The organism is Actinoplanes sp. NPDC004185, from assembly GCF_053603475.1.
The window spans coordinates 78,168-95,855 of record NZ_JBSGFR010000032.1; the positions used below are offsets into that span (position 1 = coordinate 78,168).

General features: G+C 70.4%; 12 protein-coding genes. 8 read left to right on the plus strand and 4 right to left on the minus strand.

The annotated features are described in order from the left end of the window. Positions 1–933, minus strand: coding sequence for a carbohydrate ABC transporter permease (locus ACWEOZ_RS29310; RefSeq protein WP_451913886.1), 933 nt, complete (start codon positions 931–933; stop codon positions 1–3). Further along, complete coding sequence (locus ACWEOZ_RS29315) at positions 930–2,255, minus strand: ABC transporter substrate-binding protein (protein ID WP_451913887.1); 1,326 nt, start codon at positions 2,253–2,255, stop codon at positions 930–932. The genes ACWEOZ_RS29310 and ACWEOZ_RS29315 overlap by 4 nt, the downstream gene beginning before the upstream one ends. Positions 2,256–2,388: 133 nt before the next feature. Here ACWEOZ_RS29315 and ACWEOZ_RS29320 point away from each other — a divergent pair, with 133 nt between their 5' ends. Genes ACWEOZ_RS29320 through ACWEOZ_RS29330 form a run of 3 tightly spaced genes read left to right on the plus strand, consistent with a single transcriptional unit; the run spans position 2,389 to position 7,249 of the window. Then, positions 2,389–3,417: a zinc-dependent alcohol dehydrogenase gene (locus ACWEOZ_RS29320; RefSeq protein ID WP_451913888.1), complete on the plus strand. Its 1,029-nt coding sequence runs from the start codon at positions 2,389–2,391 to the stop codon at positions 3,415–3,417. Continuing rightward, complete coding sequence (locus tag ACWEOZ_RS29325) at positions 3,414–4,169, plus strand: SDR family oxidoreductase (protein ID WP_451913889.1); 756 nt, start codon at positions 3,414–3,416, stop codon at positions 4,167–4,169. Before ACWEOZ_RS29320 ends, ACWEOZ_RS29325 begins: the two co-directional genes overlap by 4 nt. A gap of 47 nt (positions 4,170–4,216) precedes the next feature. Continuing rightward, a complete protein-coding gene (locus tag ACWEOZ_RS29330; protein WP_451913890.1) occupies positions 4,217–7,249 on the plus strand; it encodes a M14 family zinc carboxypeptidase in 3,033 nt (1,010 codons plus the stop codon). A 48-nt stretch (positions 7,250–7,297) separates the two neighbouring features. Here the strand turns inward: ACWEOZ_RS29330 and ACWEOZ_RS29335 are convergent, their stop codons facing one another. Then, positions 7,298–9,667, minus strand: a complete 2,370-nt coding sequence (locus ACWEOZ_RS29335; protein WP_451913891.1) for a ricin-type beta-trefoil lectin domain protein — start codon at positions 9,665–9,667, stop codon at positions 7,298–7,300. A gap of 257 nt (positions 9,668–9,924) precedes the next feature. Between ACWEOZ_RS29335 and ACWEOZ_RS29340 the strand changes: the two genes are divergently transcribed. The 3 genes from ACWEOZ_RS29340 (at position 9,925) to ACWEOZ_RS29350 (ending at position 14,545) form a co-directional block, all read left to right on the plus strand. Next, a complete protein-coding gene (locus tag ACWEOZ_RS29340) occupies positions 9,925–11,397 on the plus strand; it encodes an arabinofuranosidase catalytic domain-containing protein (RefSeq protein ID WP_451913892.1) in 1,473 nt (490 codons plus the stop codon). A gap of 43 nt (positions 11,398–11,440) precedes the next feature. Beyond that, positions 11,441–12,775: a ricin-type beta-trefoil lectin domain protein gene (locus ACWEOZ_RS29345; RefSeq protein WP_451913893.1), complete on the plus strand. Its 1,335-nt coding sequence runs from the start codon at positions 11,441–11,443 to the stop codon at positions 12,773–12,775. A 132-nt stretch (positions 12,776–12,907) separates the two neighbouring features. Further along, the gene (locus ACWEOZ_RS29350) at positions 12,908–14,545 is read left to right on the plus strand and encodes a glycoside hydrolase family 27 protein (RefSeq protein ID WP_451913894.1); all 1,638 of its coding nucleotides are present in this window, start codon (positions 12,908–12,910) and stop codon (positions 14,543–14,545) included. Positions 14,546–14,551: 6 nt separating this feature from the next. Here the strand turns inward: ACWEOZ_RS29350 and ACWEOZ_RS29355 are convergent, their stop codons facing one another. Continuing rightward, complete coding sequence (locus tag ACWEOZ_RS29355; RefSeq protein ID WP_451913895.1) at positions 14,552–15,196, minus strand: DUF998 domain-containing protein; 645 nt, start codon at positions 15,194–15,196, stop codon at positions 14,552–14,554. A gap of 29 nt (positions 15,197–15,225) precedes the next feature. Between ACWEOZ_RS29355 and ACWEOZ_RS29360 the strand changes: the two genes are divergently transcribed. Both ACWEOZ_RS29360 and ACWEOZ_RS29365 read left to right on the plus strand, forming a co-directional pair. Next, positions 15,226–16,362 carry a glycosyltransferase gene (locus ACWEOZ_RS29360; RefSeq protein WP_451913896.1) on the plus strand — a complete coding sequence of 379 codons (1,137 nt, stop codon included), beginning with the start codon at positions 15,226–15,228 and terminating at the stop codon, positions 16,360–16,362. A gap of 59 nt (positions 16,363–16,421) precedes the next feature. Then, positions 16,422–17,663, plus strand: a complete 1,242-nt coding sequence (locus ACWEOZ_RS29365) for an SGNH/GDSL hydrolase family protein (protein WP_451913897.1) — start codon at positions 16,422–16,424, stop codon at positions 17,661–17,663. The last annotated feature ends 25 nt before the right edge of the window (positions 17,664–17,688 follow it).

Here is a 17,688-nt window from a genome sequence, read left to right on the forward strand (position 1 = left end):
TCACTCCCGCTCGAACAGGCCGCCGCGCGTCACGAAGACGGCCGACAGCGCGAGGGCGACGACGAGCAGCAGCAGGGAGATCGCCGCCGCTCCGTTGAAGTCGTTCTGCTGGAACGCGTACTGGTACGCGAGCTGGTTGAGCGAGTAGTCGTTGGGCACGACGGCGTTGCTGGCCTGCGAGAGCAGCTGCGGCTCGACGAAGAGCTGGGTGCCCGCGGCGAGCGACATGATGCCCATGTACGAGATCCACTTGCGCAGCATCGGCAGCTGGATGCGCCAGGCGATCTGCACGGCGTTCGCACCGTCCACCCGGGCCGCCTCGATGACCTCGGCGCTGATGTTGTTCAGGGCGCCGTACATGATGACGATCCAGCCGCCGGCGCCGGTCCAGAAGGCGATGACGGCGAAGATGACCGGCAGGTTCCCCGGCACGATCACCTGCACGAAGCTCTCGAAGCCGAACAGCCGCAGCAGGCCGCCCACCGGGCTGGCCGTCGGGTCGAGGACGAACAGCCACAGCAGCACGCTGGAGGCACCGGCCAGCGCGCCCGGCAGGTAGAAGACCAGCCGCAGGGTCCGGCTGAGCCACCGGACCTTGATCGCGTGCACGACGACCGCCAGCACCGTCACCAGCGCCACCAGCGCCACCAGCCAGATCACCAGGTAGAGGGCCACGTGCCAGACCGCCGGCCAGAAGCGGAAGTCGCCGACCACCTTGGAGAAGTTGGCCAGCCCCGCGAATCCGCCGGTGGCGTCGGTGAACGCGAGGTACACCGCGTACAGCGCCGGCAGCAGACCGAAGGCCAGCGTGAGCACCGCGTAGCCCGAGATGAGGCCGTAGCTCATCACGTTGTCGCGGCCGGCGGGCGGGCGGCCGGCCGCCCGCCGCGTCGCCACGGCCGCCGCCTGCGCGGTGCGGTCGACGACCGTCATTTGACCGTGTATCCGTCGACCTGCGCCTGGTTCTTGATCGCGGTCTGCCACTCCGGGAGGAGCGTGACCACGCTCTTGCCGCCGGCGATGGCCGGCGTCATCGTCTTGGCCCAGACGGCCTCCTGGCTGAAGATGCCCGAGCCCCAGCCGGGCCAGATCGACGTGCCGGCGGTGACGATGGCCTTCAGGTCGGTGGCGTAGTAGCCGCTCGACTCCTGCTTCTTCACCCACTTCTCGGCGGCCGGCCCGTACGCGGGATAGCCCGGAGCGACCGCCACCTGGTAGTCGTCGGCGGTCGTGACGAACTCGGCGAAGGCCTCGGCGGCCTTGAGGTTCTTCGAGTGGCTGCTGATGAACCAGGTGCCGCCGCCGACGTTGCCGGTCACGGCGTCCTCGCCCTGCCAGGCCAGGGGCGCGGCCACCCCGAGCTGGCCGGCCGGCACCTTGAGCGATTGCGGGTTGTTGAAGATGGCCCCGGCGTACCAGGCCGGTCCGGGCATCATCAGCACCTTGCCGGAGTACTTCTTCACGAACTCCGGCGTGAAGACGCTGATGTTCGGCGTGGTGCCGTTCTTGATCAGCGTGTCGAGCATCGTGGCCGCGCGCTGGCACTGCGGACTGGTGGTGTTGACCGTGACGGTCTTCGGGCCGGTGATGTCGTTCGCCTGGCACTTGCTGCCCCAGAAGAAGACCTCCGGGGTCCAGGCGTCGCCCACGGTGCCGACGATGTGCCCGGGATGTTCCTGGGCGACCTTCTCACCGAGCGCCTGGTATTCCTGCCAGGTGGTCGGGACCTTGTAACCGAACTGGTCCAGCAGCGCCTTGTTGTACCAGAGCACGACCTGGGCGAGGTCGTTGCGCAGGCAGTGGACCTTGCCGTCGACCGTGCACGGGTTCAGCGCGCCCGGGGTCCACTTGTCCAGGGTGGCCTGGGGCACGAGCCCGCCGTTGAGTACGGCGGCGAAGGCCTGCTTGCCGTTGCTCGGCTGACTGGCCCAGGCCGCGTCGTTGTTCTGCGTCGAGAACACGACGTCGGGCCAGCCGCTCTGGGTGCGGTCGAAGAGCTGGATCTTGGTACGGAACGAGTTGGAGCCGTTGGCCGATCCGTCGTAGGTCACGACCTGGATCGGCACCTCCGGATGGGCCTTCTTGAAGGCGTCCGCGGCCTTCGTCCGGTCAGCGTCCACCCACACCGTGATGGCCGCTTTGTCGTCCTGGGTGACCTGGGGGAATCCGTAGGAGCCGGCGGTCGAGCCCTTGTCGTCGCCACCGCAGCCGGCGAGGGCGACAGTGAGGACCGCGACGCCGCCGAGGGCTGTCATGAGAGAACGGATGGAGCGGGCACGCCTGAAACGGACCATATCGGTGTCCTTTTCTGATCTTCCATATTGACGCCGCGTTCATCGGCCCGAAATATAAGGGCATACGTATGATGTTTGCAAGGGAGAGCTGCGAATGAAGGCCACGACGTACGAGGGCTCAGCCCGGCTGCGGACGGTGTCCGTGGACGTGGCACCACCAGGACCGGGCGAGCTGCAGATCGCCGTCGCCTACTGCGGTCTCTGCGGCACCGATCTGCACATCGTGCACGGCACCATGGACGCCCGGGTACGGACACCGCTGGTGTTCGGTCACGAGGCCTCCGGCACCGTGGCCGCCGTGGGCGCCGGCGTCCAGGGCTGGGCGGTCGGCGACCCGCTGACGGTGATGCCGCTGCTCTGGGACGGCACCTGCGCCGCCTGCCTGGCCGGCCATCAGCACATCTGCCAGAACCTGGTCTTCGTGGGCATCGACTCCCCCGGTGCGCTGCAACAGCGCTGGAACGTACCGGCCTCGATCGCCGTGCCGCTGCCCGGTGACCTGGACCTGCGTACCGCGGCGCTGGTCGAGCCGGCCGCCGTGGCCGTGCACGACGTCCGCCGCTCCGAGTTGCAGGTGGGCGATCGGGTCGTCGTGCTGGGCGGCGGTCCGATCGGGGTGCTCATCGCCTGCGTGGCGCGCGAAGCGGGAGCCGAGGTCCGGGTCGCCGAGATCGACGAGTCCCGCCGCAGCAGCGTCGCGGCACTCGGCTTCGAGGTGCTGGACCCGGCCGGCACCGACCTCACCGCCGAGGTCGAGAGCTGGACCGGCGGTGTCGGCGCCGATGTGGTGTTCGAGGTGTCGGGCGCGGCCGCGGCGGTCCGCGCCACCACCGCGCTGGCGAAGGTCCGGGGCACGATCGTCGTCGTCGCGATCCACGCCGCCGCTCGTGAGATCGACCTCCAGCGGGTCTTCTGGCGGGAGCTGCGCCTGCTGGGCGCGCGGGTCTACCAGCGATCCGACTTCGAGCGGGCGATCGAGCTGCTGCGCCGGGGGGTCATCCCGGCGGCGGCGCTGATCTCGGGCGTCGTGCCGCTGGAGGAGACAGCCACCGCGGTCGCGGACCTGTCGGCCGGCCGGGCCATGAAGATCCTCGTCGACGTGGCCGGGGAGGCGATGGCATGAGCGGGCTGTTCGATCTGGCGGGCCGGCTCGCCGTGGTGACCGGCGCCCGTCGCGGCATCGGCCGGGCGATGGCCGAAGCCCTGGCCGCCGCGGGTGCGGACATCATCGGGGTCAGCGCCCGGATGCACGCCGACGACGAGGTCGCCGGGGCGGTCCGCGGCCTCGGCCGCACCTTCGAGGCCCGCGCCGTCGACTTCGCCGACCGCGACGCCGTGGTCGCGCTGGGCACCGAGCTGGCCGGGCGGGCGCCGGACATCCTGATCAACAACGCCGGCACCATCGAACGGGCACCGGCGGCCGAGCACCCGCTGGCCTGGTGGGACCGGGTCATCGAGGTCGACCTGTCCAGCCAGTTCGCGCTGACCCAGCTGGTCGCCGCGCCGATGCTGGAACGCGGCAGCGGCAAGATCGTCTTCACGGCCAGCCTGCTCAGCTTCCAGGGCGGCATCAACGTCCCCGGCTACACCGCCGCCAAGTCGGGGATCGCCGGGCTCACCCGGGCGCTGGCCAACGAGTGGGCCGGCCGGGGCGTCAACGTCAACGCGATCGCGCCGGGCTACATCGCCACCGACAACACCGCGGCGTTGCGCGAGGATCCCGATCGCTCCCGGTCGATCCTGGAACGGATCCCGGCCGGGCGCTGGGGTGACAGCGCCGACCTCGCGGGCGCGGCGGTCTTCCTCAGCTCCGCGGCCTCGGACTACATCTCCGGCACGGTCCTCGCGGTGGACGGCGGCTGGCTGGGCCGATGACCGCGGCCCCACCGGGGGCATTGACAAGACATCGATACTTGCCACTCATGAGGCGCTTACAACGGACAGCCATGGCGGCGGTCGTGCTCATCACCACCGCCGCCGCCGTCACCGCGATCCCGGCGCAGGCCGGGGCCGCACCGTCCACCGAGGATCGGCTCGAGGTCTACGTCGGCACGCTCGACCACCATCAGTGGGACACGTTGCGCACCGCCGGCCTGGCGGCCGACGAGCTCGGCCGCGCACCGGTTCCCGGCCACAAGACTCCGGTCGAGGTGATCCTCGGCCGGGCCCAGGCGGACCGGCTCGTCAAGGCCGGCGTTCCCCTGGCCCGCAAGCCGGAGACCGCATCGACGCGCTCCCGCAAGGCGGCCGGTCCCACGGTCTTCCGTCCCTACCAGACGCCCGGCGGCATCCGCGAGGAGCTGGCCGGCACCGCGGCGCGCTTCCCGGCGCTGGCGAAGCTCGAGACGATCGGCCGGACCGTCCGCGGGGTCCCGATCCAGGCGGTCAAGGTCACCCGCAACGCCCGGACCGTGCCCGACGGCCGCCGCCCGGCCGTGCTCTACCTCGGCGGACAGCACGCCCGGGAGTGGATCACCCCGGAGATGACCCGGCGGCTGATGCACCACGTCCTCGACAGCTACGGCACCGACCCCACCATCACCGGCCTGGTGAACACCACCGAGCTGTGGTTCCTGCCGGTGGCCAACCCCGACGGCTACGACCTCACCTTCACCTCCGACGAATACCGTTACTGGCGCAAGAACATGCGCGACAACAACGGCGACGGCCGGTACGGCCCCGAGGACGGCGTCGACCTCAACCGCAACTTCGCCGAGAAGTGGGGATACGACAACGAAGGCTCGTCGCCGGAACCGGACGACGAGACCTACCGGGGTCCCGCGCCGCAGTCCGAGCCGGAGACCCGGGCGATGGACGCGCTGTTCCACCGGGTCGGCTTCGAGTTCCTGGTCAACTACCACTCGGCCGCCCAGCTCATCCTCTGGGGCGCGGGCTGGCAGGTCGAGACGGTCAGCCCGGACGACCAGATCGCCATGGCGCTGGCCGGCGACGATGCCCACCCGGCCGTACCCGGCTATGACCCGGACATCTCCGCCGAGCTCTACGTCACCAACGGCGACACCGATCATCACGCGCAGGCCCGGACGGGGACCGTCGGTTTCGCCCCCGAGATGTCGACGTGCCAGACCGCCTCGGAGTCCGATCCGGACGACGCCTGGCGACCGGAGGACTGCCGTACCGAATTCGACTTCCCCGACGACGAGAAGCTGATCCAGGCCGAGGTGGCCAAGAACATCCCGTTCGCGCTCTCGCTGGCCCGGTCGGCCCCGAACCCGGCCGATCCGGTGTCCGTGGTCGGCCGGTCGACCCGGGACTTCGTCCCCGACACCTTCCCCGATTCCTTCGGCACCACCCAGCAGGTGGCCGTGATCGCCAAGCGCTCACTGCGCAACGTGCGGCTGCACGCCAGGATCAACGGCAGAGAGCGTACGGCCGCGGTCACGGAGTGGCAGGGCGGCAAGAGGTACGGCGGCAGCGCGGACAAGTACTTCGCGGAACTGCGCGGCACCGTCACCGGTCAGAAGCCGGGCGACCGGGTGACCGTCTGGTTCACCGCCGCCGGCGGACACCGGAGCGAGCCCTTCACCTACACAGTCAACCGGCAGGTCGGTGGTGACGTGCTGGTGCTGGCCACCGAGGACGTCACCGGCATCGAACCGGCGAACACCGACGGCGCCACCTCGGCCCGGTACGCGCGCACCTACGTCGACGCCCTCAAGCGTTCCGGTCACACCGCCGACGTCTACGACATGGACACGCACGGCCGGCAGGCCCCGCACCCGCTCGGCGTCCTGTCGCACTACCGGGCGGTGGTGTGGGAGACCGGCGACGACATCGTCCCGCGCAACCCGGGCCAGCCCGATTGGGCCACCACCCGGGCCACCTTCGAGACCGACCTGGCCGTCCGCGACTACCTCAACGAGGGCGGCAAGCTGCTGCACGCCGGCCAGTACGCCCAGTACGCCGGGGCCGCCGGTTACTTCTACCTGCCTCAGGGTCCTGGGGAGTGCGGGGACGGCGGCGATGATCTCGACTGCCAGCCGGTGAGCGACGACTTCCGGCAGTACTGGCTCGGCGCGGGCGCGTACGTGGACAACGGCGGGAGCGCGGCACTGGCCGGCACCGCCGGCAAGCTGGCGGGTTTCTCCGCCCCGGCCGGGGCGCAGCAGCACACAGCGGCGTTCCTGAGCACGTCGAGCGAGCTGCCCCCGGCGAAGTTCCCGCAGTTCACCAGCACGGTCCCGATGGTCTGGCGACAGGACGGGCCGGGGCCCTACGACCCCGCCGACGGGAACCAGTTCCTGTGGAGCGGGCGCTCGGACTCCTCCTACAAGCGACTGACCAGGACCGTCGACCTGACCACCGCGCAGGACGCCCACCTGCGGTTCAAGACCTCGTTCGACACGGACCAGGGGGCCGACTTCCTCATCGTGGAGGCGCACGAGGTCGGCACCGACAACTGGACCACACTGCCCGACACCGGCGGCCTGACCAGTACGGACGTCGGGTGGACGTGCCAGTGGGAACGCCTCGACCCGCACCCGTTCCTGGCCCACTACTGGGCCGAGGACTGCACGCCGCACGGCTCCACCGGCGACTGGAACGCCGCCACCGGCAACAGCGGCGGGTGGCGGGACTTCCATGCCGACCTGTCCGGGTACGCGGGCAAGCAGGTCGAGATCTCCATCAGCTACACGTCCGACTGGTACGTCCAGGGCTACGGCGTCTTCCTCGACGACGTACGCCTGGACGTGGACGGCGCGACCGTCACGCGTACGTCCTTCGAGACGGACCTGGGCGGCTGGACGGTGGCCGGGCCGCCGCCGGGTTCCGCGCCCAACCCGACCGACTGGACCCGGGCCGGGCACGTGTACGACTTCGGCGCCGCGACCGCCACCCCGGCGACGCTCTACTTCGGGTTCGGACCGGAGAAGCTGACCGCGGCGGACCGCACCGAGCTGGTGTCCCGGTCGATGCGGCAACTCCTGAAGTGAACGGGACGGGCCCACGCCGTGGTGGCGTGGGCCCGTCCGGTCAGCCGGTCAGGGACGCGTCCACCGCTGGTTGGCGCCCCCGTTGCAGGACCAGAGGTTGATCTTCGTGCCGGCGGCGGTGGCGGCGCCGGTGGCGTCCAGGCACAGCCCGGAGGCCACGCCGGTGATGGTGCCGGCGGCGTTGAGATTCCACTGCTGGTTGGGCTGGCCGTTGCAGTCCCAGATGATGACCGCGGTGCCGTTGCTGGTGCCCGCTCCCGACGCGTCCAGGCACTTGTTGCCGTAGACCGTGAGCTGCTTGGCCGCCGTGTAGGTCCAGGTCTGGCCGGCGGCGCCGGTGCAGTCCCCCAGCTGGGTCTGCGTGCCGTTGGCGGTGGCGCCGCCCGGCACCTCGACGCACCGGCCGGACTGCACCCCGACGATCCCAGTGCTCTGCGGGCTGCCGCCCCTCTGCGGTCCGGCCGCGGCCATCACGGCCTGGGCGCCCGCGGGCCAGCTGCCGTTGGTGACCGTGACGTTGTTGTTCACCACGTTGCCGCGGTCGCCGTTGGTGATGTTGGTGCTGTTGTTGCTCGTCCAGTTGCCGGTGACGGTGAAGTTGCCCATGTTCTCGCCGCCCCAGTAGTTGGCGGTGGCCCAGGTGCCGACGTTGTTGAAGACGTTGCCGGTGGCGGCGTAGTACTTGGAGCCCTCGTCGAAGTAGAGCCCGAACCAGCCGTTGATCCGCTGGCAGTGGTTGCCGTCGATCCGGGCGCCCGGGTTCCAGGACAGCGTGTAGATGCATCCGCCGTCGGTCATCTGCTGCATCACGTCATGGATGTAGTTGCCGGTGAGCCGGTTGTTCGAGGCGGTCGTGGCCGTGGTGTACCGCGGCTGGTAGTTGTACAGGCCGCGGTTGGCGTACTGGTTGCTGCCGCCCGGCTCGTTGGCGCCCCAGCCGAAACCGATCGACATGCCGGAGTACGGCATGTTGTAGACCTCGTTGTGCGACACGGTGGCGTTGGTGACGTAGGTCGTCAGGGCCGACACGTTGCCGCGGTACTCCACGCCGAGGTCGTGGATGCGGTTGTTGCTGATGGTGATGTCGCGGTTGACCATCCGCTGGTCGCTCGGGTGATGCGCGTCGGCGCGGACGCCGCCGACGATGATGCCGCCGGCCGAACTGCGGGCGATCTCCGAGCCGGTGACCGTGATGCTGCTGGCGCCCAGCCCGACCCCGCCGGCATGGGCGTTGGCGTCGTTGCCGATGCCGATGGCCGTCTGGCCGAGATTGACGAACTGCGAGCCGCTGAAGGTGATCGTGTTGGCCGCGGAGACCTGCACGGCGGCGGGCATCTGGTTCCAGTGCGGGCGGGTGGCCTCGAACTGGGTGCATCCCTCCTGGCAGGCGCTCAGGGCCGGCCAGTTCCAGTTGCCGGACATGTAGGCGCCGGTCTGCTGGTCCGCGTAGCCCTGGTTGCTGCTGGGGCCGAGCCAGCTGGTGCCGGTGAAGGTGATCCCGTTGAACGTGACGTGGTGAGCGGGGGCGTCGTAGGTGCCGCCGATGGTCACCAGGGACTGCAGCGTCGGCAGTTCCACGCTGAGGTTGTTCGGGCTCTGGCCGGCCGGTGGCGCGTAGTACAGCGTGCCGGTCCCGGAGTTGAGATACCACTCGTTCGGCGAGTCGAGGAACTCGTACGCGTTGGTGAGGTACAGCGGGCCGGCCCGGTGCGGGGTGGTGAAGGTGTCGTAGCCGAAGGTGTTGTTGTTCCAGCCGGGCTGCTGCATGGTGAGGAAGTTGCCGCTGATGCTCTGCACCGACACGTACCGGTCGGTGAACGAGCCGACGCTCTCCAGCTGGATCCGGTTCTGGTTGGCCAGGTTGTTGAGGTAGCTCAGCGCCCCGTTGCTGAACCGCAGGCCGGTGCTGCTGGCGGTGAAGTCCGACCGGTTCACACTTGTACGCGCCCGGGTGGCGATGGCCCCGTTGACGTAGAGCTGCCGGCTGTCGGTCCCGGCGCCCACATCGGCCTGCCAGATGTTGCGGCCGGCGTCGGCGAGGGTCCAGCCGGTGACCGCCCGCGCTCCGCTGATCGCCGGCCGGGCCGACGGCGCCGCCTGCCACACGACGGTGTGGCCGTTGGTGCCGGAGTCCTCGGCGGTCAGCCGGAACGGCGCCGAAAGGCGGTACACGCCGTCGGCCAGCTGCACCACGATGTCGTCGGACATCGCGTCGTTCAGCGCTCGCACGGCGGCCTGGGCGCCCGTCAGCGAGCACGGCTGGGAGCTGGAGCACGCGGTGCCGGATCCGGCGGGGGAAGCGTAGAGGGTGGTGGGTGCGGCCAGGGCGGGAGTCGCCCCGGCGACGGTCACCACCGCGGCAGCCACACCCGCCGCGGCGAATCCGGCCAGCACCTTCCTGCGCAGCGTGGACGACACGGGCATCTCCTCAGGTCAGGGGATCATCGCGGCGCGATCGGCACAGAGTCGCAGCGTATGACGTATGACGTTTGCTGCCGCCGACGTTAAGGCGGCGTTTCAGGACTGTCAAGCGACCATTGTCGATACGTAAAACCGGGAACGGCCGGAGATCCCCGGCCCAAAATGTGTAATGAAATCCGGCCCGACGAAGTCGTATTGACATCCGCCGATTTGTGTACCCATGCTGGCGAACCAACAGCACCGGGAGGCCATTCATGGTCGTTTCCAAACGGCGCCGTCACCTCGGACAACTGTTCGCAGCGGGCGCCACCCTCGCCTTCACCCTCGTCGCCGGCACCGCGGCCGCCGCGACCATTCAGCCGGGACAGACCGCCCCGATCGTGGGCACCCAGTCCGGCCGCTGCCTGAGCGTCACCGGCTCCGGCAACGGCACCCAGGCACAATTGCGCGACTGCTCGGGCGCCGCCGGCCAGACCTGGACCTACACCGCGTCGAAGCAGCTCATGGTCTCCGGCAAGTGCCTGGACGCCTCGGGACAGGGCACCGCCAACGCCACGCCGGTCATCATCTGGGACTGCAACGGACAGGCCAACCAGCAGTGGACGGTCGCCTCGAGCGGCGCCATCAGCGGCGTGCCCTCCGGCCGCTGCCTGGACGCCAACGGACAGGGCACGGCCAACGGCACCACCATCATCCTCTGGGACTGCCATGGGCAGAGCAACCAGATCTGGGACTCGCCGGCGGACCCGGCGCCGCCGACCGGCGCCGGCCCCTGCGACATCTACGCCTCCGGCGGCACGCCGTGCGTCGCCGCCCACAGCACGACCCGCGCGCTCTACGGCTCGTACAGCGGCAACCTCTACCAGGTGCGGCGCTCGTCCGACAACACGACGCGGAACATCGGTCTCCGCGGCGCGGGCGGCACCGCCGACGGCACCGCCCAGGACGCGTTCTGCGGCGGCACCACCTGCGTCATCACCGTCGTCTACGACCAGTCCGGCCGCGGGAACGACCTCTGGTACCAGGGTTCCAGCGTCGTGCCCGGCTCGACCCAGAGCCGCCCGGCCACCGCCACCTCCGAATCGCTGACGGTCAGCGGCGCCAAGGCGTACTCCCTGTTCATCAACCCCGGCAACAGCTACTGGCGCGACGGCCACCTGACCGGCGTGCCCACCGGCAGCGCCCCCGAGGGGATGTACGCGGTGCTCAGCGGTACCCACGTCAACAACGGCTGCTGCTTCGACTACGGCAACAGTGAGACCACGCGGGCGGCCGACGCGGCCGGGGCCATGGACGCCATCAACTTCGGTACGCAGTGCTGGTTCGGCGGTTGCTCCGGCACCGGCCCCTGGGTCCAGGCCGACCTCGAGTGGGGTCTCTACCCCGGCGGCAGCAAGTCCTGGAACCCGAACCAGCGGGCCTTCACCAGCAAGTTCGTCACGGCGACGCTGAAGAACAACGGCACGTCCCGCTTCGCCATCAAGGGCAGCAACGCCCAGTCCGGCAGCCTCTTCACGCTGTGGGACGGCGCCCTCCCGCCGGGATACAGCCCGATGAAGAAGCAGGGCGCCATCATCCTCGGCAGCGGCGGCGACTGCTGCAAGCCCGGGGGTGGCGCCAACCTGAGCGCCGGCACCTTCTACGAGGGTGCCATGGTCGCCGGCTACCCGTCCGACGCGACCGAGAACGCGGTCCAGGCCAACGTGATCGCTGCCGGATACCGCTGATCCGTCCCCACCACTGAACCGTCCACGAGGAACGGAGCAACCCATGCGACAAAGCACAGATCGTCATCGGTGGCGAGCGCTGCTGGCCACCGCCGCGGCACTGGTCTGCACCGCGGCCGGCGTCACCGGCATCGGGCCGGCACCGGCGAACGCGGACGTGGCCGCCCTGGCGGCGAGCAGCGGCTGCGGCAAGGCGCCCACCCTGACCAGCGGCTCGCGCACGATCCAGACCAGCGGCAAGAACCGCACCTTCATCCTGCGGATCCCCGACAACTACGACAGCAACCACCCGTACCGGCTGATCTTCGGTTTCCACTGGAACGGCGGCACGGCCAACGACGTGGACTCCGGCGGGACCAGCGGCTACCCGTGGTCGTACTACGGGCTCCGGGCCCTGTCCGACAACAGCGCGATCTTCGTCGCTCCGCAGGGCTTCAACAACGGCTGGGCCAACTCCGGCGGCGAGGACCTGGTCTTCGTCGACGACATGATCCGGCAGATCGAGGCCGGCGTGTGTGTGGACACGACGCAGCGCTTCGCCGGCGGCTTCAGCTACGGCGGCGGGATGAGCTACGCGCTGGCGTGTGCCCGTCCGACGGTGTTCAAGGCGGTCGCCGTCTACTCCGGCGGACAGCTCAGCGGGTGCAACGGTGGCACGCAGCCGGTCGCGTACATCGGTCTGCACGGGCTGCGGGACCCTGTCCTGAACATCTCCCAGGGCCGTTCGCTGCGCGACAGGTTCGTCCGGAACAACGGCTGCACCCCGCAGAACCCGCCGGAGCCCGCGCAGGGCAGCCTCACCCACATCGTCACCACGTACGCCGGCTGCCGGGCCGGATATCCGGTGGCCTGGGCCGCGTTCGACGCCGGCCACACCCCCGGCCCGGTGGACGGCTTCCCCGGCGACTTCGAACCCGGTGAACGGTCCTGGACCAGGGCGGTGGTGTGGAACTTCTTCACGCAGTCGCAGAACCCGGACCCGGACCCGGAGCCGCAACCGACCGGTTTCCGGCTGCGCAGCGAGTCCGCCGGCCGGTGCCTGGACGTCAGCGGCGGGAACTCGGCCAACGGCACGGTGACGCAGGTCTGGGACTGCCAGAGCACCGCCATCCAGCAGCTCAGCCAGAACGGCCGGGAGCTGCGGGTGCTGGGCAAGTGCCTGGACGTGGCGCCGAACGCCGCGGCCGGCACCCGGGTGCAGATCTGGGACTGCAACGGCGGCGCCAACCAGCAGTGGAACGTCAACAGCAACGGCACGGTCAGCAACGCGCAGACCGGGCTGTGCCTGGACGTCACCGGCGCCGGCACCGCGAACGGCACGGCCGTCGTCGTGTGGGGCTGCCACACCGGCGCCAACCAACGCTGGACCCGCGCGTAATTGTGTTATGCGAAGCGACATCCAGAAGTCGCACGCGGGCGTGACAAATTCTCACCCTTGAATGCCTGGAAACATTCTGGCAACCTTGTGAATCCGGATGTTAACGTTCACTTCTGAACAGGTCGGTAATCGATGAGAGCTCTGAAATCCTTGCTCGCGGCCGGACTCCTGGTGCTGTCGGGCACGGCGTTCGTCGCTTCCGCAGCAACGCCGGCGCAGGCCCTGGACAACGGGGTGGCCCGCACTCCGCCGATGGGCTGGAACAGCTGGAACACGTTCTTCTGCAACATCAGCGAGTCGCTGATCCGGGGAATGGCCGACAGCATCGTCAGCACCGGCATGCGCGACGCGGGCTACCAGTACGTGGTGGTCGACGACTGCTGGATGAACCCCAACCGCGACGGGAGCGGCAACCTGCAGGCCGACCCGACCCGCTTCCCCAGCGGCATGAAGGCGCTCGGCGACTACATCCACAGCAAGGGGCTGAAGTTCGGCCTCTATCAGGCGCCGCTGGACAAGACCTGCGCGCAGTACTTCGGCTCGTACCCGGGAGCGACCGGCAGTCAGGGGCACGAGGCCCAGGACGCCCGGCAGTTCGCCGCCTGGGGCGTGGACTACCTGAAGTACGACTGGTGCTCGCCCAGCGGCACCATCAACGACCAGGTCGCCACGTTCGCGAAGATGCGTGACGCGCTGGCCGCGACCGGGCGGCCGATCCTGTACAGCATCAACTCGAACAGCATCCACTCCAAGACCGGCCCGCAGCGCAACTGGGGCGATGTGGCCAACATGTGGCGCACCACCGAGGACATCCAGCTGGTCTGGAGCACCAACCAGGTCAACGACTACCCGATGGGCGTCCAGAACATCATCAACGTGAACGTGCCGCTGGCCGGGTACGCCAGGCCGGGTGGTTTCAACGACCCGGACATGATGGAGGTCGGCCGGGGCACGCTGACCGACACCGAGCAGCGTTCCCACTTCGCCATGTGGGCGATCATGGCAGCGCCGCTGATCGCCGGCAACGACATCCGCAACATGACGGCGGCGACCCAGACCATCCTGAAGAACCCGCGGCTCATCGCCATCAACCAGGACACCCTCGCCCTGCAGGGCGTCCAGGTCGCGGGCGACTCCAACCAGCGGGTGCTGGCCAAGCGGCTGGCCAACGGCGATGTCGCGGTGGCTCTGTTCAACCAGAGCGGCTCCACCCGGACGATCTCCACCACGGCGGCGGCGATCGGCAAGACCGGATCATCGTCGTACAACCTGGTCGACGCCTGGACCGGGGCCACCACGACCACCAGCGGCACGATCAGCGCGAGCGTGCCGGCCCACGGGACGGTCGTCTACCGGGTCAGCGGCGGCACCAGCGGTGAGCCGCCGGTGCCGGCCTCGACCAGCCTGGTCAGCACCTCGTCCGGGCGCTGCCTGGACGTGCCGAACAGCAACACCGCCAACGGCACCCAGCCGGTCATCTGGGACTGCAGCGGGGCGAACAACCAGAAGTGGACAGTGTCCGGGCAGGCCCTGCAGTCGCTGGGCAAGTGCCTGGACGCGCCGACCGGCGCCACCGCGGGCGCCAAGGCGCAGCTCTGGGACTGCAACGGCGGCACCAACCAGCAGTGGACCTTCCAGAGCAACGGCACCGTCCGCAACAACCAGTCCGGGCTGTGCCTGGACGTCAACAACAACCAGACCGCGAACGGCACCCTGACCCTGCTGTGGACCTGCACCGGGGCCACCAACCAGCAGTGGACCCGGCGCTGACCGCAGTCATCCGCTGAGGTCACGACCACCGCGGTGAGCGGCGGGCACCGATCCGGTGCCCGCCGCCTGCCGTCCGCCCACCATGGCGATCCAGCCGAGCCCGGCGAACAGCGCGGCCCGTTCGAACACCCCGCTCGGATTGCCCGGCAGCACCTCGCCGTCGTCGAGCAGCACCAGCACGCCGGCCGCCAGGAACGACACCGCCATGGCCCCCGCGACCACCCGGGCCACCCGCCGCGGTCCGAGGCCGGCCACCGCGGCGATCCCCGCGACGCCCAGCGTGACGGAGATCAGCTTGTGGACCAGCCCGCGCGCGGTGTGCTCCTCGGGCACTCCCGGCGGAAAGCCCAGGCCGGCGTCGGTCCGGATGACGGCGAGGGACACGAGACAGAGCCCGCACCACAGGATCAGGACCACCGTCCGTCCGGTGACCCGCCGGCGCAGCCCGAGGGCGCACAGCACCAGCCAGAGGCCGCAGGTGGCGAGGTTGGCCGTGCCGTACCAGCCGTCCGGGCCGAGCGACAGCTGACTGATCCAGTTGCGCGTCTCGTCGTAGCCGGGCCGGGTGAGGCCGTCCACTGTGCTCACGACGATCATCTGCACCGCTGCGAGCGGTCCGAAAGCCGGTAGCAGCCGCCACCCCCGGTTCATCGCGCGAGCCTACGGGCAAGAGGCGAGCCGTGAGGATCGCCCACTTCTGTGACAGCCACGCCGGACGGCCGGACGGCGTCGCCCGGTCGGCGGAGCTGACCGTACGGCTGCTGCGGGCGGCCGGGCACGAGGTGGACTTCTACCGCCCCGGTCCCCTGCTGAGCCGCGACGGCGTCCGCTCGGTGCCGGTGCCGCTGCGACAGATCCGGGTCGGGCTGCCGTTCACGCCCCGGCCGGCCGACATCGTCCACGCGCACAGCACCGGGCCGATCGGGATGACCGGCTTCCGGGCGGCCGCCGGCTGGGGCGTGCCGCTGGTGATGACCTGGCACACCGACCTGCTGGCGTACGCCGACCTGTTCGCCGAGATCCCGGCCGGCGCCGCCTGGTGTGCGGTGCGCCTGGGCCTGGGCTGGTCGCCTCGGGACTTCCTGGAGCTGACCCGGCCCGGAGCGGTACGGCAGCGCCGGCTCGTCGCGCTCGGCCGGGCCATGTTCGCGCGGATGGCGGTGGCCATCGCCCCCTCGGACAAGGCGGCTGCGGGGTTCGCCCCGTTCCGGCCGGCCGCCGAGATCTGCGTGCTGCCCACCCCGGTCACCGCCGTCGCGCCCCGCCCGGCCCGAACCGGCGGAAGTGTCGTGCTGTCGGTCGGCCGGGCCACCGCTGAGAAGAATCCGGACCTGTTGCTGCGGGCGTACGCCCGGCTGCGCGCGGCCCGGCCGGACGCCCGGCTGGTCCTGGTCGGGGTGTCGCAGCAGCGCCGGCGCCTGGCCCGCCGGATCGCCGCGCTCGGACTGGACGGCCACGTCCAGGTGGTTCCGCCCGTGCCGCACGACGCGGTCGCCGGCTTCTACCGGGCAGCCGACGTGCTCGCGTTCGCCTCCACCACGGACACCCAGAGCCTGGTGCTGGCCGAGGCGGAAGCGGCCGGGCTGCCGGTGGTGGTCGCCGACCCGGAGCTCGCCGTCCGGCCGGGAGCCGCCGAGGCCGTCCGCTTCACCTGCGAACCGACGCCGGACGCGTTAGCCGCCGCACTGTTGCGCATGCTGGACGACGACGGCTTACGGGCCAGGGTGGCCCGGGACGGCATGGCGGCCGCGGCGGCGTACCCGCCGGAGGTCTTCCTGCGCCGGTTGGTGGCGGTCTACCACCGGGCCCACTCTTGACACATCGACGGCCTGCGATGTGCAATGCGCTGACAACGATGTCAACGGCAGGGAGCACGATGATCTTCCGGCGTCTGACCATGGCCGTCCTGCTGGCGGCTGCCACCGGCGCGACCGGCGCGGCGGCACCGGCCCGCGCGGCCGACCCGGTGCGGATCATGCCGCTGGGCGCGTCCATCACCTGGGGCACGTCCTCCACCGACGGCAACGGCTACCGCGAGGAGCTGCGCAAGCATCTCGCCGGCGACGCCGGGGTCGCGATCGACTTCGTCGGATCGCAGCAGTCGGGCACGATGACGGATCGCGACAACGAGGGCCACCCGGGGCTGCGCATCGACCAGATCGCGGCGAACGCGGACGCCTGGCTGGCCGCCGCCCGGCCCGACGTCGTGCTGCTGAACGTCGGCACAAACGACACCCTGCAGAACTACGACCTGCCGAACGCGCCGGCGCGGATGCGGGACCTGCTCGACCGGATCGTCGCCGCCCGGCCGACCGCCGCCGTGGTGTTCTCCACGCTGGTCCCCTCGGGCAATCCCACCAACGACAGCCGGGCCCGGACGTTCAACGCCGCCCTGCCCGCCATCGCCGCGGCCCAGGTCGCCGCCGGCCACAACGTACGGCTCGTCGACCTCACCAGCACCCTGACGGCCGCCGACATCGGCCCCGACACCATCCATCCGACCGACGGCGGATACGTCAAACTCGGCAACCTCTGGCACAGCGCCCTGCGTCCGGTGCTGGGCGCCGGCCGGGCCTGGCCGCTGTTCCGCACCGACTTCGGCGCGGCCGCGCAGCCCACCTGGACCGACAGCGTCCACGCGAGCGTGAACGTCGGCGGCTTCTGCTGCGGCCTGACCGCCATGGAATCCGCCCGCCGGGCCGAGACCGCGCACGGCGGCACGTACGCCCTGATGTACTCCGGCAACGACACCAGCGCGACGCAGTCGTACTCGTACAACAAGGTCTTCGACGTCCACGTCCCGATCGCCGCGGACACGACGCTGTCGTACTGGATCTATCCGCAGTACCCGGCCACGTCGGTCGCGCTCGACCTGTTGCTCACCGACGGCCGCAGCCTGCGGGACTCCGGCGCGACCGACCAGTCCGGGGTCCGGGCCCACCCGCGGTTCCAGGGCCAGGCGGGTCACCTGCGGCTCAACGAGTGGAATCTCGTCCGGGTCCCGCTGAGCGCCCTGGCCGGCGGCACCGTCGACCAGATCTGGATCGGGTACGACCAGCCCGGCACCACCGGCCTCTTCCGCGGCTACGTCGACGACATCGACATCGTCAGCGGCTGAGCCCACCCGCGGCGGAAAACCCATG